This is a genomic window from Rothia mucilaginosa (genome assembly GCF_001548235.1).
Taxonomy (GTDB): Bacteria; Actinomycetota; Actinomycetes; order Actinomycetales; family Micrococcaceae; genus Rothia; species Rothia mucilaginosa_B.
Genome location: NZ_AP014938.1, coordinates 2,035,656 through 2,052,573, shown reverse-complemented (window position 1 = coordinate 2,052,573; position 16,918 = coordinate 2,035,656). Strand labels below are relative to the sequence as shown.

10 protein-coding genes are annotated in these 16,918 nt (G+C 54.4%); 2 read left to right on the top strand and 8 right to left on the bottom strand.

Translation table 11 applies throughout. From position 1 onward, the window contains the following. Window positions 1–539 precede the first annotated feature (539 nt). Window positions 540–1,583 carry a GIY-YIG nuclease family protein gene (locus tag RM6536_RS07975; RefSeq protein ID WP_060824719.1) on the top strand — a complete coding sequence of 348 codons (1,044 nt, stop codon included), beginning with the start codon at window positions 540–542 and terminating at the stop codon, window positions 1,581–1,583. Between the two features lie 111 nt (window positions 1,584–1,694). Here the strand turns inward: RM6536_RS07975 and RM6536_RS07970 are convergent, their stop codons facing one another. The 7 genes from RM6536_RS07970 to RM6536_RS07940 form a co-directional block, all read right to left on the bottom strand. Then, a complete protein-coding gene (locus RM6536_RS07970; RefSeq protein ID WP_060824718.1) occupies window positions 1,695–3,377 on the bottom strand; it encodes a UvrD-helicase domain-containing protein in 1,683 nt (560 codons plus the stop codon). Continuing rightward, on the bottom strand, window positions 3,359–5,479 hold the full coding sequence (locus tag RM6536_RS07965; protein WP_060824717.1) for an ATP-dependent nuclease: 2,121 nt from the start codon (window positions 5,477–5,479) through the stop codon (window positions 3,359–3,361). Before RM6536_RS07965 ends, RM6536_RS07970 begins: the two co-directional genes overlap by 19 nt. Window positions 5,480–5,853: 374 nt before the next feature. Next, window positions 5,854–7,887: a threonine--tRNA ligase gene (thrS, locus tag RM6536_RS07960; RefSeq protein ID WP_060824716.1), complete on the bottom strand. Its 2,034-nt coding sequence runs from the start codon at window positions 7,885–7,887 to the stop codon at window positions 5,854–5,856. Window positions 7,888–8,019: 132 nt separating this feature from the next. Then, on the bottom strand, window positions 8,020–8,475 hold the full coding sequence (locus RM6536_RS07955) for an ArsR/SmtB family transcription factor (RefSeq protein WP_060824715.1): 456 nt from the start codon (window positions 8,473–8,475) through the stop codon (window positions 8,020–8,022). Between the two features lie 129 nt (window positions 8,476–8,604). Continuing rightward, window positions 8,605–11,319, bottom strand: coding sequence for a Rib/alpha-like domain-containing protein (locus RM6536_RS07950; RefSeq protein ID WP_060824714.1), 2,715 nt, complete (start codon window positions 11,317–11,319; stop codon window positions 8,605–8,607). Between the two features lie 923 nt (window positions 11,320–12,242). Further along, the gene (locus tag RM6536_RS07945; RefSeq protein ID WP_060824713.1) at window positions 12,243–13,133 is read right to left on the bottom strand and encodes a fumarylacetoacetate hydrolase family protein; all 891 of its coding nucleotides are present in this window, start codon (window positions 13,131–13,133) and stop codon (window positions 12,243–12,245) included. A gap of 126 nt (window positions 13,134–13,259) precedes the next feature. Further along, on the bottom strand, window positions 13,260–13,958 hold the full coding sequence (locus RM6536_RS07940) for a lipoate--protein ligase family protein (RefSeq protein WP_060824712.1): 699 nt from the start codon (window positions 13,956–13,958) through the stop codon (window positions 13,260–13,262). A 142-nt stretch (window positions 13,959–14,100) separates the two neighbouring features. Here RM6536_RS07940 and RM6536_RS07935 point away from each other — a divergent pair, with 142 nt between their 5' ends. Next, the gene (locus tag RM6536_RS07935) at window positions 14,101–15,600 is read left to right on the top strand and encodes a glycoside hydrolase family 1 protein (protein ID WP_060824915.1); all 1,500 of its coding nucleotides are present in this window, start codon (window positions 14,101–14,103) and stop codon (window positions 15,598–15,600) included. Window positions 15,601–15,747: 147 nt separating this feature from the next. On the opposite strand, the gene RM6536_RS07930 is transcribed toward RM6536_RS07935, so the two are convergent. Next, complete coding sequence (locus RM6536_RS07930; protein WP_060824711.1) at window positions 15,748–16,902, bottom strand: GNAT family N-acetyltransferase; 1,155 nt, start codon at window positions 16,900–16,902, stop codon at window positions 15,748–15,750. Window positions 16,903–16,918: the final 16 nt, after the last annotated feature.

The following is a 16,918-nucleotide window of genomic DNA, read 5'->3' as shown; positions in this document are numbered from 1 at the left end:
ATCAATACTGCTATCGAGATGCCGTAGAGAATTCCAATCACTAGGTCACTCACATTTGACACTACGTTCAAGATAATTGCCAGGATCAAGAACAGCATCCCAACAGGAACATACTTATTCGACTTCATACGCTCACACTCCCTCAATCATCAACAGCAGCACATCATTCTCAGAGCCATCCAGCTACCCATTTTCTGCATGGCTATGGATGTTTGCATTACTACCACATTAGCAGTCTAGAGCTATGTATGACGAAGAAAAGATGACCTGTGGAAAATAGCCCCTGCTGCCTCGACATCAACAAAATTCATGGCTTGCAACTACTGGTCAGGTTATTTGCTAGATGTCTCCATACAGAATTTTGAAGGTTCTCAGGGCTACCTCGCCCCCAACAACATTAAAAGAGGACCCGGCGAGCTATCCAAAAGGATGGCAAGCCGGGTCCTCTTTGTGTATGACTGATGCAGGCTTCCTCAAGCCTCATGGCTGTATCATTACTAGTGGAGATTTTTACTAACTCACGACGGCAAAGGAGCACCGTGTCTACCGTTCACACTACCGTTCAGCTACATACGACCCTCTGGGAAGGCGATGTTACGGAACGTGTTACCTACCAGCTATATAACCGCAACATCACGATTGATAAGTTGCCTCGTACCCTATTGGATAAGTACAAGGAGGAGGACGAGCTACAATTCTCGGGTATCTACTTCCTCACGAACTCTTCAGCTGATAATCCGCGTATCTATGTCGGTCAGGCTGCAAAGCGCGTAAACGGTAATGGACTCATGGGTCGCATTCGTGAGCATGACCGCCAAAAAGATTTCTGGGATACTGCATATCTGATTGCCCCTACCGATAATTCGTGGGAAGCGACAGAACTCAACTACCTGGAGAGCGCATTCTGCCGTCAGGCACAGAAGGCCAATCGCTACGCATTGGAAAACGGCAATATACCGTTCTCGGGGAATATCGCGAAGGTCAAGAAGGCTATTCTCCGTCCCTTCGTCCATGAGGTTCTTCTGATGCTTCGTGCGAGCGGTCACTACATGTTTGAGCCAGTCCCGACCTTGGATACGGTTGCTTCAAGTGTTACTAATTCGCATTCGGAGACAGAACAGAGCGCACAGGAGAGCCATTCCGAGGAGACTCCTATCGCTGCAACCCCATTTCCCGACGATTCTCGCCCAGAGTCTCACCCGGCTTTCACTGACGCAGTGTTCCGTATCAAGCGCAAGAAGATGGCGAACCCCGCTCGTGCACGAATCGTAGGCTCCCCGGGGGAACGCGTGAACGTCGAAGTTTTCGAGGGTGAGGTTCTACCTGTACGCAAGCCCACGAAGGCTGATCCCAGGTATCTGAAGGAGCTGGAAGCCCTCGAAGAGGCACGCGATAAACAGCGTGTAGCTGGTTGCCTCGATGGCCTGCGAATTGTGATTCCAATTGAATTTACGAGCCAGTCTGCTGCATCTAAGTTTGTGGTTGGCAGTTCATCGAGTGGCAATGCTGATTGGGTGCTCGAATCTGACCCTAGCATTTCGCTAGGTGCATTCCTGCAGAACCTTGAAGGTTCGCAGGGCTAGCCCCTTTCCTATAACCACATCTGAAGAAGACCTGGTGGGTATTACTTTAGTAACACCCCCCAGGTCTTCTTTCTCATCTTATGAATATAGAGTTTACATGCACCTTATACCCTAAAACTCAATAACATTATCTTCCCCAAAAATATCACGAGCAGCACGTAATATACTACTATTTGGATCGACCATAAGAACTGCCAAGTTATTACGAGCTCTAGATAGAGAGACATACAATATATTTAGGGACCTATTATAGGTTTCTCTAGTTTTATTATTGCCATTATTCGTCAATGCAGATTCAAAATTATATTTATGCCATTTACCATTATCTAAAATTACAATAATATTCTTATATTCAGCCCCTTTAGTTCCATGTTGAGTGGAAAAAGGGGTCATCTCGTTTTTATACTTCCTCATAGCACGAACTTCAGAATATTTACAATCCTTCAAGTAATAAACTGGACCATTTTTTGACCCACTAGCACAAACAATTTCAGAGCGCGCTTCCCGAAGTAGTCTACTTATATCAGGATTCTTAGGAAACATATCCTTACCCAAAATATAAGAGCAGACTTCTTCAATTGAACTATTAGAACAGTAGTTCCATAAATCAGATAAACACTTAGATAAATCTCTTTTAAACAACCCAAATTTATTTATATACCCTTCTTCATTAATTCGATTTTTGAATATCCTATATAGTTCCACATTATCGTTATCCTCATAGGCCAACAAAATACTTTCAATATATTCATAAAGATCACTATAAGGATCTTTGTTACTCAATAGATTATCCACTTTAAATCGCGCATCTTCCTTAGCATATCCATTATAAACAGAACGCAATGTTTCCCACCCAGAATGCATAGCCACAATCCTATTTGTAAGGGCAAGAATTTTCATTTCAGAACCCCAACTGCTATCAATCTCTAACATCATCTTTAAATCCCTTAAAGCGGACTCACTATTGCCTTGTTTTCTGTAATAGAATTTAGCTTGCCCATCAAGACCCAAGTGGGGAGCTTGATAAATATCCCCACAAATATCACCTCGAATTTTGTTAAGTACTTGAACAACCCTATTCGAGGATCGGTAATTCTCTTCCTTAACAATGCGTTCCAGGCCCTTGTCCTCAGGATTAACCTTGCCCACACCAGACTCATATATACTCTGCATCCAATCTCCGAACAAGCCAATCAATACTCTATCTTTGTATCTATCTCCAATTGTATTCAAAATAATATCGATAACTTTTTCACTAGTGTCCTGATATTCATCAATAAAGATAACAGGATACAAATCGGCTACAATTCTTGATAACTTAGAGTGCGTTTTAAACATCAGATACGACAGCTCTATTACATCGTCATGACCTATTTTTCCTTTTCTAAAATCTCTATAATCCACATAACTTATATCCTTATATTCTAGTTCGGTCGCCAAATTTTCCACCCTTTTTCCACTTTCCAACGTACCGTTCATCTCTATGAGGGATTCCCTCAACTCTTTTTGATAGTTACCTATAATCGACCACAGGAAACTGTGAATTGTTGAAACATGCACACGGGAGTCATCGTTAATCCTGCTCATAATTTCATTGGCTGCGACATTCGTATAGGTGATGCACACGATTTTTTGACCGGTACACCTATACTCTTCACCTCGCCATTTAAGGAGTTTCTTAAGAGTCTCAGTAAGGGTGCTTGTCTTACCCGATCCAGCGCCCGCATCAAGCACAAAATTTTTATTATTGTCGACGCACTCTTTTATCTTTTGATCTACGCTTTGTTCAGCCATTCCAGACCCTCTCTGATGTACTTAGGAACATCCCATCCATCAAGCATTAGAATATCCAACGCAAAATCTGCTTTACCTGATATAGACGTAGCTATCATGTATGAGTTCATCAATATATCATGATCTGTTTTTTGTTCCCTCAGCTTATTGGTAAGGCCTGACTTAATAGTAGCTTTCTGGTTATGAATTGTAGATGCGTTGGCAATGATAAACGCCTCTTCGAAACTTCTACCTGAAGGCTCCCTACCATTTTCCGGAATTTGATAGGATACTCTTATATTCCCACCTTCGGCTACCTTGTCCTCCGATTTAAGAGACAATAGCGTATCAGTATAAAGTTGCGCTGATTCATCATTTTCTCGTTTCTCTTTTATATCACTATACAAACTTCTCAAGGTAGGATTCAGTGTAAATGCATTCTTTTGCGTCGGCTCACACTTTTGCGACTTACCAGATACCATGCACGAGCTATCAATATCAGTAATAATCAATGCAGGAATACCAATAAAATTGATTAACTCCTTAAACCTCATAGCATGAGCTCCACCTACTTCAATAATGGAAATATACTCTTTATCCAAACGACTACCCCCATTCTCCTGTGCTTTATCAGATACTTTTTTAATCATTTCAGGCATGAGGATACGCTCAGTAACTCCCTCAATAAGAATAGATTTGTCTGCAAAAAATATATCGCAAGGTCGAAGCTCCATATACTTTCTCAGAAACTTAAGGGTGTATTTATCTATATTTTTAGAGAAAACTCCCAAATCTTTAATAATTGTTTTTTTGTCGATGCTATCGTTTATTAGGCTGAAATACCTAATCCCCGTAAATCCATTCTCGGCAATAATATGCGACGAGTGAGTTGTAACCACCAGGTGTGCGGACACTCCAGTATTGTCCTCTATTTTTTCAAGTTGCTTTTCAATATATTCTCCAATATACCGAATAAATACCTCCTGCATCTGCGGATGAAGATGAGCCTCCGGTTCCTCAACAAAAATAACATTAACTCCAGGGCGTGGCTCCATATTTTTAATATTCTCAATAAATAATGAAACTTGAAGAATGATATATATTAACTTTGAATACCCTAAGCCGTTATGTCCCTCAGAAAAATCACCTGAGGAATCTCCATATACAACTTTTACATTATTATCCATAAAGTTTTCAAACTCAATGTCTGATATAACTTTTGGTGTCGGCAGGGATTCTCCGTACCCAATCTCTTTAAGGCTGCCAATAACTGCATCGAATGATGATTTATACTGTACGTCATGCATCTCAGAAATCTTATTTACCCTTCCTTCTAAAACATTCAAATCAATCTGTTCTTTCGAAATAAGACTCCTAAAGTATTTATAAAATACTTTCGAAAGACCATGCATGGAATCACGTGTCGTGTCATCAAACCTATTCTGTGCATATATAAAATGACACTTAATTGCATTTTCAACTGCCGACCGTTCAACTTTCTTGTACACTCCGCAATCAGGAACAGTTTTTTTATAATATTCTGCCCCTTCTTCTATTGCGGCATATTCAATTTTGAACGTATTCTTTCTACGAGAGATAAACTTGAGGATATCGCACCCGAGCCCATCGTTTTCTCCGCTCCTATTCAGAACATACTCTTTATATTCATCAAATAGCTTACTCGAATCAGCGACGAAATATCTGCAGGCAAGTCGAGCAGTGTTATCTTCTTCATCTAAATTTGTAATCAGTCGGTACAAAGGAATTATGTTATCTTCATCTTGATATGAAAATTTTACCTCCAGAGAAATCTCTGGTAGTGATTCGATAAACTTTTTCTTCAAGTTTTCTTCTAAATCACCCTCCCTCTCTATTTCCTTGAAATACTCTTGGATATCGGTAGCAGATTCCTGTAATTTTATGCGCTGGGCAATCGAAAAATCATCTACAGTAAAATCATTTTGATTACCTGATTCTATGAACTTGTAGAATATCTCTACAAAGGATGTTTTGCCACAGTTATTGGGTCCAACTATAACTGTGGCCCCACCCTCATTATTAAAAGAAATATCTGCCTCTTCCAACAATCGATACCCTCTGATTTTTGCCGAATCAATTCTCATGAAATTCTCCTAGTATTTAAGAAACGATTAATAATTTTCCTTAATAAAAATACTTATAGATTCCTCCTTGAATTTGTAGACCAGGATAGCCCTCAGGGACAGCAAACACAGTACTCATCTGCCGCTCAGACACCCTTATCCGAATCGTACAATTACCGGCACTTACGAACGGCAACGAACGTTAGCACCATCACTTACACTAGCACGAAGACACGCCCCCGGACTAGGAAAAACTCCACCACAACACACTTTTCTCCACCCAACCGCACTCCCCCACCCTTGCCTCCTCAAAACATAAAGAAACCACCCCCTCCGCAGCTTGTCGCCGCAAAGGGGGTGGTTTCTATATATGAGTTAGACCAGAAAGCCTAGTACTATTCAGCAGCCTCAGTGCTGGGCTTGGGGTCTTCGTTCACGCGGTTGCGGATATGCTCCACAATACGTGCCACAGCCTCATCCACGGGCACACCGTTCTCCTGCTTGTTGCCGCGGAAACGGAACGAAACAGCGCCGTGCTCCGCATCCTCACCGCCAGCAATCAGAATGAACGGAACCTTCTCAGTAGACGCAGTACGAATCTTCTTCGTGAAGCGATCCGAACCGTAATCCACCTCAACACGCACACCGTGCGCACGCAGCTTATCCGCGATCTCAGTCATGTAGTCGTTGAACGCCTCAGCCACCGGCACACCAATCACCTGAACCGGCGACAGCCATGCCGGGAACGCACCCGCGTAGTGCTCGGTCAGCACACCCAGGAAGCGCTCAATCGAGCCGAACTTCGCCGAGTGAATCATGACCGGCTCCTGCACGGTGCCGTCCGCAGCCTGGTACTCCAGACCGAAACGGCTCGGCTGGTTAAAGTCGTACTGCACGGTCGACATCTGCCAGGTACGGCCAATCGCGTCCTTCGCCTGAACCGAAATCTTCGGACCGTAGAACGCAGCACCACCCGGATCCGGAACAAGCTCCAGACCGGTCTCCTTCGCGACCTGCTCCAGAACCGCGGTAGCCTCTTCCCACTGCTCATCGGTACCGATGAACTTGTCCTTCTTATCACCCTCAGTGTCGCGGGTGGACAGCTCAAGGTAGAAGTCAGTCATGCCGAAGTCCTCAAGCAGGCTCAGCATGAACTTCAGCAGGTGACGCACCTCGTCCGGTGCCTGCTCCTTCGTCACATACGAGTGGGAGTCATCCTGAGTAATCATGCGCACGCGGGTCAGGCCCTGCAGCACGCCGGACTTCTCGTCACGGTACACGGTACCGAACTCGAAGAAACGCAGCGGCAGCTCACGGTACGAACGGCCACGAGAACGGTAAATCTCGTTGTGCATCGGGCAGTTCATAGCCTTCAGACGATAGTTGCCGTTATCCAGCTCCATGGAGGGGAACATGCCGTCCGCATAGTACGGAAGGTGACCGGAAGTGTAGAACAGGTCTTCCTTCGAAATGTGCGGGGTGCTGACGTACTGGAAACCCTCCTGAATGTGGCGGGTACGCACGTAATCTTCCATCTCGCGCTTAATCACGCCACCCTTAGGGTGAATCACCGGCAGGCCGGGGCCAATGTTCTTCGGGAAGGAGAACAGGTCCAGCTCACGGCCCAGGCGGCGGTGGTCGCGGCGCTCCGCCTCAGCGATGCGCTCCTTGTACGCCACCAGCTCGTCCTTAGTCGGCCAAGCGGTACCGTAAATACGCTGCAGCATGGGGTTCTTCTCAGAACCGCGCCAGTACGCGCCACCGGCACGCATCAGGGCGTAACCGTTAGCGATCAGCTTGGTGTTCGGCAGGTGCGGGCCGCGGCAGAGGTCCTTCCAGACGGTCTCGCCGGTCTTCGCGTTCACGTTGTCGTAAATGGTGATTTCACCCTCGCCGACCTCCACGGATGCACCCTCGGCAGCATCCGCACCAGAACCGGGGCCCTGGGTCAGGGAGAGCAGCTCCAGCTTGTACGGCTCGTTCGCCATCTCAGCAACAGCCTCATCGTGGGTGACCACGCGGCGGCGGAACAGCTGACCGGACTTGATGATCTTAATCATCGACTTCTCGATCTTCTTCAGATCTTCCGGGGTGAACGGCTCAGCCACATCAAAGTCAAAGTAGAAGCCGTCAGTAATGTACGGGCCAATGCCCAGCTTGGCGTCCTTGCGGTACTCCTGCACCGCCTGCGCCATCACGTGCGCAGCGGAGTGGCGCAGAACGTTCAGGCCGTCCGGTTCGTGAATGAAAACCGGCTCAACGGAGTCGCCAGCAGACAGCTCGTGGGAGAGATCAACGAGCACGCCGTTCACGCGTGCCACAACGATCTTCGGGTCGTCAGCGAACAGCTCAGCGGCAGTCTTCGCGGTGACCTCGCGCTCCTCACCAGAAACGCTAATAACAATTGCTGAAGATTCAGCGGCAGACATAAGTCTCCTTAACTCAGGCGCAAGCGTGCCGCTCGGGGCGCCGCGGGTGCGCATACTATTCCGCACTGTACTGGTGCACGGACACGCACCATCTTACAACGGCTCCCAGCCAACGCTCAGCTTGAGGGCAGACTAGTCCGCATGATGCTCACGCGTATGCTCATACACGTCAACCACAATGTGGCTAATATGGTCGTCCTTCAGGCGGTAAATGGTGGTGCGGCCCTGCTGCTCACGGTCAATCACGTGCGCCTCACGCAGGATGCGCAGGTGGTGCGAGGCGAGCGGCTGCGAAATGCCCAGGCAGGTGTGCAGTTCGCTCACACTGTGCGGGCGGTGCATCAGGTGGTGTGCAAGCGCCAGGCGCAGCGGGTTAGCGAGCGCCGAGAAAATCGCGACGGATCCGCCGAACTGTTCCTCCCAGTCTTTGGGGCTGTTGCCTTCGATGCGGGGTGCGTTGGTGGGCGCCTCGTGGGCGTGCGCTGAGGCATGCTCTGCGGAATGCTCGGCTACGTGCTTTGCTACCTGTTCGGTAGCGTAGTTAGCGTGGGTGGTTTCGGTGTGGTCTGTGTGCTGGCTCTGAGTCATAGTATTTTCACCTTATGTACAGGAAAGGGGGCACGTCAAGAAAGTGATGCCTGTGCGGCGTGCTTTCTTGAGCGTGCCCCTCTCCCCTATGTGCGCTCTTGAAGTGCGCTAATACTACATGCGCGGCCGCTATCGGTTAGCGACTGCCACCTGCAGGTAGCCCTCAGCGGACTTTACGCCCTTGTCGGTCACTGCGCGGTAGCGGACCAGCGGTGCGAAGCCCTGCTTATTCTTAGCAGAAACCGCAATACCCTGGGTGCCATTCGGCAGGGTCACCACGCGGTAGGTACCGTATTCGTCGCTGTATGCGCTGACGGCCTGGCCGCGCTGGTTGAGCAGCTCCAGCTTCTTCACGGTTTCGCCGCGGCGGTACGCGCCGAAGGATGCTTCGTCATTGTTCAGCACTGCCACGTTCTGGGTGGTGCCCGAGTACAGGGAGACGGAGTCCTCACGTGCGATGGGGCTGTTCTTGTCCACCACGTGCACCTTCAGCGGGATCGAGTACAGCTGCGCGGCTGCGCCCTTCTTTGCCTTCACATCGGACATGCGTGCCGGTGCCTTGCCGGTGCGGTTCACGGTGATGCTCGTACCCTTATCGCGGCGCAGGTCCCAGGTGGTGCCGGTGACGTCGTGGGTGTTCAGGTCAATCGAGTAGGTGCCGGTCTTGCCGTTGGAGGCAAAACGGATACCGGTCTCCGCGCTGGAGAACTGGCCGCCAGCAGTGTTGACCTTCTCCTTGTTGACCCAGCGGCTGGGGCGGAAGTTCGGGGTCTGCTCGATTTCCTGGAAGTTGTAGTCGCGGGCGTACCGGTAGTTCGGGGAGGTCTTGTGGGACTGGTGTACGCTCTGCGCGACTGCGGTCTCACCGGAGTAGACGGTGGCGTGGTGCTCGGCGGGCTGATAAATCACGCCGGAGCCGGTGCCGGTCTTACCGTAAGCGTCCGAGGGGTACTTGAACTTCACGGCGTCCGAAGACTGGTTCACTGCCGCGTTCTGGGTCTCGGCGTCGCTGATGCGGTCAGCGTTGGGGGTGCGCACGGCGGAACGGCGCACGGTCACGGGGCGTGCAATCTTGTGTGCCTCAGCGTTCGAGTCGGTCGCCTGGTTGTTGCTCTGCGGCAGAACCTGGGTACCCTCACGGCGTGCGGTATTCTCAGCGGACTCGGTGTAGTTCACGGGCATCCACTGCACCTGCTGCCAGGGGAACTGGTTGCCGGTGAAACCGCTGGGAACGAAGTTCGCGAACATTGCCGCCAGCTGCGGGTCTTCCTTGTACACGTTCTTACCCTGGCGGGCGTAGGGCGCGTAGGAGCTTGCCGCCTCCAGGTTGAATGCGTTGGTGAAGAGGTTGTGGTCCGTAAGGATGAAGCCGTATTCCTTCATCGCGGTCAGGATCATGCGGGTGAGCTGGTCGTCGGCGTGGCCGGTGTTTGCCAGGTGCTCTTCCACGTCAAAGCTTGCGGGCAGGAAGCCGCGCTGGCCCGCACGGGGTGCGTTCGGGTACTTGCTCAGGTTAATCTTGCCGTCGGTGCCCTTCGCCGGGAAGGAGGCGGTCATCGCCGCGTAGTCAGCCGCGGTGATGGACACCATGTGGTTGATCTTGCCTGCCTTGAGCTCGTCTACACCGATCTGGGTGAGCTCGTTTGCCAGGCCCACCACAGAGGAGGTGCCGTTCTTGAGGGTCAGCCAGTAGTTGTCTTCGCCCACGCCGCCGAAGTTCGGCTTAGCGAGCATGTAGCCGCCGGAGGACACGTGGTAGGTCGCCGGGTAGTCAACCGCAACGGGGATGTCCACGGTGCCGCGGGTGCCTGCCGGAATCTTGTAGGTGATCTCGCCGGTGGTTTCGTTGATGGACGCGCCGGGCACGTTCTTTGCCAGGCGGAACTTCGCGCCGCGAGCAATCGGGTAGGAGGTGCGGGCATTGCCGGACTTCGCATCGATGCTCACGGGTGCCTTAATGGTGACGGTCTGACCCGCGTTGCCGCGGCCAACGTTGTCGTACTGAATCTTGGCGCTCTTGGGGGTGGATGCGTTACCGCCGCCCACCTGCACGCGGGCGGTGCTGGTGTAGGTCTGTGCGTCTGCATCCTTGACGAACTTGAAGTAGGAGCGCCAGATGCCGGTCGCCTCGTCGTACAGGGCGATGGACTGGTCGCCGGAGAGGCCGTGGTCCTCAGCAAGCCAGTTCGGGATCGGGATGCCGCCGGTGAGAATGCGCTTGTTCTCGGGATTAGCGTTGACGCGCTGGTCACGAGAGACGACCTCGACGTACTCCTGGTGCGGGTTCGCGGAGTTCACGGCGAGGGTCGGGATGTTCTCATGGCCGCCGACGGTCTGGGTGCGAATCTTCTTGAGGGTACCGCCGTTGATGGCGGTGGTGACGGGGTGGTTGCCCGCATCGCCGCTGTATTCGAGGAAGGTACGGCTAATTTCGCTGCTGTTGGGCGCGACGGCTTCGGTGCCGGTGAGCTTCTGGGCTGCGAAGGAGTCGCTGGCGAGCTTGCCGCTCAGGGGCGAGGTGTTCTCGGTGGTGGTCAGCTGTTCCTTGGTGAGGGAGGAGTTGACCGGTGCGAGAGTGTCGATGGTCTGTGCCTGCTGGTCGGGGTTCCAGTAGCAGGTCGGACCGGGCGCGACGTTGGTAATGTTCGCGAGGGTCGGCACGGTGCGGTAGCCTGCGTCGACGCAGGTGGTACCGGATACGTTGCGGGTGGAGGCGGTGGCACCGAAGGTCGCGGGGAGGTTCGCGCCGGTGATGACGGTTGCCAGTGCTGCGGAGACAGCGATGGTGGCACGGCGGCGGTTTGTCGGGCGCTGTGCCGGATTTTTGGATGCAGTTGTGGTCATGTTTTTCTTCCGTTCGTGTCGGCTTGTTTGAGTGAGTGCGTTTGTATGAACAAACACGGACGTGAGTGAAATATGCATCTGAGGGTGTGCCCGGGTGGGTCCTGATCTTCTGGCAGGAATTTTCAGGAAACTCTCAGATAATCCCCATACCCTACATAGTCTTTGGGGCGAACGCAAAACGAGTTTGTGACTTGGGGCACCGATTTTTTGCTAAAAGTTCAGGTTTAGACTCATATTTCTTTACACCTGTGTGCACTAAGTAGATGTTCAGTCTCTCAAAATTTGCACCGCAGTGTTCGAGTTTTACCCCTAGTCGAGCAAGGGTAACTTGAGAAAAACGAAAATTGCGCACGGAAAACTAAACCTTCAACCACAAACTTCTCGGAATGACGCGCCGAAACCCCCTGTTGAATTCCTCACACGTGACCACAATTTGAGATTCTGCACCGGGGTAGATATGGTCTCAATCACCGAAACAGGGGCTCCCGTATGCCAGATCAGCAACTTTCAAGCAGGGGCCGCGCCCATAGGAACCCCCTTGCTTCACCCCTATAGACCCACAAAACCCACCCAAAACCCTAAGATTTAGGTCAAATCTTAAAGTTTTTGTGTGTTTGGCAGCGTGTAACCATGCATGCGCCACACTCCCCCGCACAGGACGCTCTTCGCCGTGCATTCCAAGAAATCCAAGCCACCCACCGGGAGCTTTAAAAAGGTATAGAAACACCCCGCATGTGCCTCAAAAACACATGCGGGGTGCATAAGTATTCATTTATGGGTGCCTTCTAGTGCACCCAATAGCAGGCACCGCAGACGCCTCAGTGGGTTCACGTGGGTTCACATGGGTTCAATCGCGATTGCTCGCAGAGCTGCCCGATAACTACAGGGCCACCCGCAGAACCACCCGCAGGGCTACCGGATAGCTACAGGGCGCCCGCCTCCGAGCAGACATTCACCAACTCGCCAATACCCTCAATGCGGGTGCGCACCGTCTGGCCCGGCTTCAACCACTGACGCGGATGCAGCGACAAGCCAACCCCCGCCGGGGTACCCGTCGCCACCAGATCGCCCGGCTCCAGGGTCATGAACCGCGAAATATAAGACAGCAGCTGCGCCGGGGTGAACACCATATCCGCCGTCGTGCCGCGCTGACGCACCACGCCGTCCACCTCGCACACCAGCTCCAGGCCGGCAACCGGGTCAACCTCATCGGGGCTCACAATCACCGGACCGAACGGGGTCATCGCATCCCAGTTCTTGCCCTGGAACCACTCCGAGGAACGGCCCTGCCAGTCACGCACCGACACATCGTTCATGACCGTGTAGCCCATCAGCGCCTCGAGCGCCTGCTCCTCCGTGGCGTTACGCAGGCGAGCGCCCACGACCAGGCACAGCTCAACCTCCCAGTCGATTTTCGTGCTGCCGGTGCCGTCATCGGCGGGCATGCGGATCTGCTCGCCGGGGCCAATCAGCGCGTTCGGGAACTTCGCGAACAGCGCCGGATGCTCGGGCACCTCAAGGTTCATTTCCGCGGCGTGGTCGCGATAGTTCAGGCCCGCGCACACAATCTTGCCGGGCTTATCCAGCGGGCGAATAAAGGGCAGGGAGTTCCACAGCTCCTCACCGTGACCCATGACGGTCGCGCCGTTCTCCTTCAGAATCGCCAGGGCGTTCTTCGGGTCGCCAAAGTTCAGGCGGAACCGGCTGTAGAAATTCAGTAGCGGGCTGAGCTTCGCCGGAAGCTCGTACACGGTCTCTTCAAAGAAGCAGACCGCGCGGCTGCCCTTCGAGTCCTTAATCTGTGCCCAACGCATGGATGCTCCTTCGCTTCAGGTGGGGATAGTGCTTCAGGTGGGGGGGGTAATTCGGGGTGGGTTAGGGGTAAAAGTCTATGGGTAAAGTCAGGGATAAAAATGAGTGAAATCCGCCCAGCGTATCACTCAGCAAAAACCGTTTTGAGCGTACACCTCAACGATGGCGTCTTCCAGGTCTTCCATGAGTAGCTCGGGGTTCGCGTCCTGCGCCGCACCCACCGTGGCGGGGTCCAGGTCCATGCCGAGGGCACGGTACACATCCGCGGTGACCGCCCGCAGGGGTGCAGAATCGGAGACCACGATGCCGGTGCTGAACCACCAGCCGCCGGTCACCACACGCTGGGCGGTGCCGACCAGTTTAATGCGGCCACCACCTGCGGAGGCGGGAAGCTGCGCGTGCACCGAATACTCGCCGGGGCAGTACTCCCCCGGGATCTCGCCCATGCGCGCGTCCACGCCGACTTCGCGTAGCGCCTGCGCGTACATGGAACCAAACAGTTCATAGCGTAGGGTGTTGCCGCTTCGCGCGTCGGAGGCGGGCTGAAAATGGTCCACGACCAGGCACCCCTGATGGTAGGCGGCGGCGTGCCCGCCGACCTTGCGTACCAGCATCTCGAAACCGTGCTCGGCGCACGCCGCGGAGGCATCCGCAAAGCCGGGGTTCAGTTCGTCACGGCGGCCGAACGCAACCGTCGGGTTCGGCTGATACATGCGTAGGGTGGCTTCACGCTGCCCGCTTGCCACCTCGCGGAGCATCTGCACCGTCTGGTCGTGGTGAATGAGGATATCGCCGGACTCGGGGCCGGTCTCTCGAATAATCTGCACGTTCCTATTTTACGGTTACGCCCGCCACAGCTCCTACGCCTCCCCACAATACGGAAATGTCCACCCGGGTAGCTAAAACCTAGTAATCCCCCACCCCCTCCGCTAGGGTAGAAGAAAGACCCAAAACACCTTGGAGGATGTCGTGCATCAGGACCAGCACATCACCGCCCAAACCGCCGCGCTGCCCCACGTCAGCATTGAGCAGCACGCCAACCCTGCGCTGACCGAGCCGCAGCCGCTCGGCGCTTTCCCCGACGGTTTCCTCTTCGGAGGCGCCACCGCCGCCAACCAGTTCGAAGGCGCCTGGAACGAAGACGGCAAGGGCCCCAGCCTGCAGGATGTGCTGCCCGCCGGTGGTCTGTACCCGCGCACCGCCGAACCCACCGAGGACAACCTCAAGCTGGAGGGCATCGACTTCTACCACCGCTACCGCGAAGACATCGCCCTGCTCGCGGAGATGGGCTTCAAGGTCTTCCGCTTCTCCATCGCCTGGTCGCGTATCTTCCCCCGCGGCGACGAAGAAACCCCGAACGAGGCAGGCCTCGCCTTCTACGACCGCGTGCTCGACGAGCTCGAAAAGCACGGCATGGAGCCGCTCATCACCCTCAGCCACTACGAAACCCCGCTGCACCTGGTCGAGCAGTACGACGGCTGGACCAGCCGCGAACTCATCGGCTTCTACGAACGCTACGCCCGCACTGTATTCGCCCGCTACGGCAAGCGCGTGAAGTACTGGCTGACCTTCAACGAAATCAACTCCATGCTGCACCTGCCGTCCATGTCCGGCGGCATTAACACCCCGGCGGATCAGCTCAGCGACGCCGACCTGTACCAGGCGATGCACCACGAGCTGGTCGCCTCCGCACGCGCCACCGCCGCGGCACGCGAACTGGCACCCGGCGCACAGGTCGGTTGCATGATTCTAGCCATGCCCACCTACCCGCTCACCCCCGACCCCGCCGACGTCCTCGCCGCCATGCAGGCGGAACAGGCAAACTTCGCGTTCGGTGACGTGCACGTGCGCGGCGCATACCCCGGCTACTTCCTGCGTGCCCTGCGTGAAAAGGGTGTGGAACTGAACATCACCGAGCAGGACCGCGAGGACCTGAAGAACACCGTGGATTTCGTGTCGTTCAGCTACTACATGTCCACCTGCGCGACCAGCGACCCGGCACGCGGCGAGCGCGGCGAAGGCAACATCCTCGGCGGCGTGGCGAACCCGACCCTGCCCGCCAGCGAATGGGGTTGGCAGATCGACCCGACCGGTCTGCGCGTGGTCCTCAACCAGTACTGGGACCGCTGGCAGAAGCCGCTGTTCATCGTGGAGAACGGCCTGGGTGCCCGTGACGAACTGGTCGAGGTGAATGGTGAGCTCACTGTGGAAGACGACTACCGCATCGACTACCTGCGCCAGCACCTGCATGCGGTGCGTGAGGCGATTGAGGACGGCGTGAACGTGCTCGGCTACACCACCTGGGGTTGCATCGACATGATTAGCGCCTCCACCGCGCAGATGTCCAAGCGTTACGGGTTCATCTACGTGGACCGCAACGACGACGGCACCGGCACCCTGGCGCGCTACCGCAAGAAGTCTTTCCACTGGTACCGCGAGGTGATTGCCAGCAACGGCGCGGAGCTTTAGAAGCTAAGGTTTTAGACGCTAAGGTTCTAGGCTCTGAACCCCGTGGAATGAACCCCGCGAAATGAGCACATAAAAAGCCTCCGAGACTCCAAATCTCGGGGGCTTTTGCGCATGTCCGTTATGCCTAGCGCGGGCGAACGGGCAAATCTAGTCCATAGGTAGGTCGTTCAGGCTGGTAGAGACATACTCCCACCAGGTCGGCACCAACCCGGCATTCATCGCAACCCTCTGCGACAGCATGTGCGAGGGGCTCGTACCGTAGAACGGCAGGTACCCTTCCGCCAGGGTCAGGCGTGCCGCATCACGCACCAGCACGCTGGCGATGCCGGCACCGCGCCAGGCGGGCAACACATCAATACCGATCTGGCGCATAATCGGCGAATCGTCGCTCATGCCGACCATAGCGATAGGGTCTGCGAGCGCAGGGGTGCTCTCCCCCGCCGCGGCTACTTCAGATGCCTTAGATGCGTTCTCCTCCACCTGGTATGCGGCGAGCACCAGCACATCCGGGCGGGTCACACTAAAGCCCAGCGCGTTCGAGTAGCGCTTATCCCCGCGGAAGCGCTCAAACTGCTCAGCGTCCAGCAGCTCCACGCGCAGGCGGGTTACGCGCGCCTCCGTGTCTTCCGGATCAACTTCAAGCGCACCCGCGGAGGCGTTTGCCTCCCTGCGGATGGTGCGCTCGCCGGTGATTTCGGCAAGCAGCGCAGCCTTCAGCTCGGCGGGGTCAACGCGGCGCATCATACCCACACCGGGCACGGCGCACTTCACTTCCTGCGCCTGCACACCCTCGGGTACGACCGAGTTCAGCAGGGCGCGGCCGGGCGTGTAGTAAATGCTCGTGCCGCTGACCTGCTGGGTGTAGGGGGTGAGCAGTTCGTTGAGCTGGCGCAGCTGCGCGTAGTCGCCCAGCCAGTTCGACTGGTCGCCTAGCATGTAGTCGATGGCCTTCTCCAGCACGCGCGGATGCTTGGCGCAGAGAATTCCGACGCTCGCGTAGTTGGCGACGCGCAGCTCCCAGATGTCGTCGTTGCGGCGGCGTGCGGCACCCATCTTTTCGGAGGGAGGCTGCACGGTGGCGAGTAGCGGCAGGCTCTCGGCTTCCGGGTAGTCGCGTAGCTCTTCGAGGGCGCGGCTAATCGATCCGGGTGCCTGGCAGAAGTCCGCCTCCAGCTGGGTGTGCAGGATGTGCCGGGCACGGTCCGCTGTGGTCACAGCGCCGCGGTTCACAGGGCCACGGTTCACAGCGCCCCGGATTGCCTGAGCTCCCCGGGCAGGTGCGGTTCCTTGAGTATCAGTCACGTAGGTTTCCTCTGGT

Coding starts and splice junctions, on each gene's coding strand:
- RM6536_RS07970 (WP_060824718.1), bottom strand. CDS start 3,377: ATGGCTGAACAAAGCGTAGATCAAAAGATAAAAGAGTGCGTCGACAAT.
- RM6536_RS07965 (WP_060824717.1), bottom strand. CDS start 5,479: ATGAGAATTGATTCGGCAAAAATCAGAGGGTATCGATTGTTGGAAGAG.
- thrS (WP_060824716.1), bottom strand. CDS start 7,887: ATGTCTGCCGCTGAATCTTCAGCAATTGTTATTAGCGTTTCTGGTGAG.
- RM6536_RS07955 (WP_060824715.1), bottom strand. CDS start 8,475: ATGACTCAGAGCCAGCACACAGACCACACCGAAACCACCCACGCTAAC.
- RM6536_RS07950 (WP_060824714.1), bottom strand. CDS start 11,319: ATGACCACAACTGCATCCAAAAATCCGGCACAGCGCCCGACAAACCGC.
- RM6536_RS07945 (WP_060824713.1), bottom strand. CDS start 13,133: ATGCGTTGGGCACAGATTAAGGACTCGAAGGGCAGCCGCGCGGTCTGC.